At 66.8% G+C, this 2,214-nt stretch carries 3 protein-coding genes; 2 read left to right on the top strand and 1 reads right to left on the bottom strand.

From position 1 onward, the window contains the following. Positions 1 to 461 (bottom strand): helix-turn-helix domain-containing protein (locus L332_RS0115925; protein WP_041204235.1); only part of this gene is annotated, 461 nt, incomplete at its 3' end. Between the two features lie 717 nt (positions 462 to 1,178). On the opposite strand from L332_RS0115925, the gene L332_RS30500 reads away from it, so the two are divergent. Continuing rightward, the gene (locus L332_RS30500; protein WP_158316746.1) at positions 1,179 to 1,328 is read left to right on the top strand and encodes a hypothetical protein; all 150 of its coding nucleotides are present in this window, start codon (positions 1,179 to 1,181) and stop codon (positions 1,326 to 1,328) included. Positions 1,329 to 1,431: 103 nt separating this feature from the next. Next, positions 1,432 to 1,737 carry a hypothetical protein gene (locus L332_RS30245; RefSeq protein ID WP_144061123.1) on the top strand — a complete coding sequence of 102 codons (306 nt, stop codon included), beginning with the start codon at positions 1,432 to 1,434 and terminating at the stop codon, positions 1,735 to 1,737. Positions 1,738 to 2,214 lie beyond the last annotated feature (477 nt).

Raw genomic sequence — 2,214 nt, 5'->3', positions numbered from 1 at the left:
ATGCGGCCGAGCTTCTTCACGTCCATGTGGACCAGCTCGCCCGGCCGCTCCCGCTCGTAGCGGATCGCGGTCTGCTTCGAGGTGCGGATCAGCTCCCCGGTCATCGGATCCAGCGCCGCCAGCGCCGGCGCGCCTCGACGGGCGAGCACGCGCGAGACCGTGCGCGGCGAGACGCCGACGAGCTGCGCGATCGCCTCCCGGCCCAGGCGCTCCTCGACCCGAAGCCGCACGATCTCCAGCTCCGTCTCCTCCGGTGTTCGCGTCGGCGACGAGCCGGGCCGGGAAGAGCGGTCCTGGAGACCGTCGATGCCCTCGGCCTCGAACCGTTCGACCCAGCGGCCGACGCAGTTGCGCGAGCAGCCCATCGCGGCCGCGACGTGCGAGCGCGACCAGCCCGCTTGCACGCGCAGCACCGCGATCTCCCTGCCCCGAGGCGTCAGACGAGCGTTAGCGTGGGACACGAGGACCTCCGTTGGTCGGTGAAGCGTTGAACAACTCCACTCAACCCGCGGAGGTCCTCCTCACGCCACCACCCACTGCACCAAGGTCATGACCGGGTACAACTAGCCCGCTCCACGAGTACGCGAAATCCCGCGCAATCGGGCCAGTCAACGCCCACCAGAACTCACCGCCGCATCGCTTGTGTGGATAGGGCGCGCAGAGAGCTGTGCTGGCCGGTCGCGTTAGCTGGCGCGTGCAGGCGAGGTGGGCAGAAGCTTCGGCGAAGTCGTGTTGGTCGCCGCTACGGCTGAAGGATTGCGGGGTCTCAATGGAGGAGCAGGTGCTCGGGTTCGGGTCTAGGCCGGACCGCGGCCACGTCCGCCGACTCGCATTCCAAACGATCGTTTGTGATGCGGGAGTGGATGCCGGGCCCGCAAGCGCGTGGAAGTGAACTCTGGCGTCTCAGAACCCTGCATCACAATCAACGTCTCAGAGCGTGGCTAGGTCAACGGGTTCTGAGAGAGCGTCGGCTAGGTTGCGCTCAGGGCGGCGCCGGCGGGCCCGCGGCTGAGCGGCACTGAGCGTGAACGAAGAGGCTCAACGTGCGAGCGGAAGCCTCTATCAGTGTGGCGATCGGAGCCCGGGTTGCTGGCGTACCGGCGAGAATGAGTGGGCGTCGCCGTCGCGCTCGCGCCGTCGCCTGGGCTATTGTGCGCGCGCAGTACGCTCGCGCCGTGGTGATCACCGAGCTCGACGACCCGATCGCCGCCTCGATCCTCATCGCGGTCGGCCTGGAGCTCGGCGGTCGCCTCACCTATCTGGTTGATGAGGGCGCCGGGATCCGCATGAGTTCGGCGATTCGAGCCTCGTCGTGCACACGCGGCTAGATTGATCGGCTCGCGTTCCGCTTCAATGCCGTGTATCGGACGTCGAGGCGTAGCGTCATAGCGAGTGCGCGAAGAGAGACGGGAGTCGTCGGGAGGGCATGCAGTGACTGACGAGAGCATCCCTGAACAGCGCCGGTACACCCTTGAGGAAGCGGCTGCCGAGATCCGATCGACGGTCGCGCTGTTGACCGAACGAATCGTTGCTGGCTTCCTAGCGCTGGACGACGACGGGCGAGCGGATGAAGAGGCTTTCTTGCGCATGCTGATGCTCGACCGCCTCCGCACCGCAGAAACGCACGCGGCCCGCGAGGACAGCCAGTGCGTGCACGGATATCATCATCCACCCTGGCCGCACTCCGATGATGGCTGCTGTTCTCCTCCGGGCACGTCGTGGCCGCCACTGAACTAGCGAACTGGCGGCTCGCGCGCGAGGGCGCGCTGGCGCAGCGCGTCACGAGTTCGGTAAGGCGCCTGTAGTGCACCAGTTCGCAGGTTCCATCGCGGATACGCGGGCTACCGGTTCAGGCCTGAGGGGCTACGCGAGAACTCCTGGCAAGTCATCGCCAGCTGTCGGCCGCTCGGTGTGAGGCACCTCTCGGACATAGCCGCACCCGCGGCAACGGCCATCGTGAAGCACAGTGCTGCACTGCGGACAGGCGTCTATCGGGATCGAGTCCAGTGGGTCGCGCATGCCGTCAGGCTAGAGGTCAATGGTCCCGAGTGACGATTCTCATCCGCAGGAGGGGGCGACGCCTCGTCAAGCGGGTGCAGCACGTCCCACTCCGCTGGCCTGATCGTCACACCGAATGACGGTACGGCTATGCGCCGAGACCAGCAGTCTGTAACCGGCTATCCGGCCTCGAGGAAGTCGCGCGCCACTGACATC

Origin of the sequence: Agrococcus pavilionensis RW1 (genome assembly GCF_000400485.1) — a bacterium.
Taxonomy (GTDB): Bacteria; Actinomycetota; Actinomycetes; order Actinomycetales; family Microbacteriaceae; genus Agrococcus; species Agrococcus pavilionensis.
This window is presented reverse-complemented; position numbering and strand designations above follow the sequence as displayed.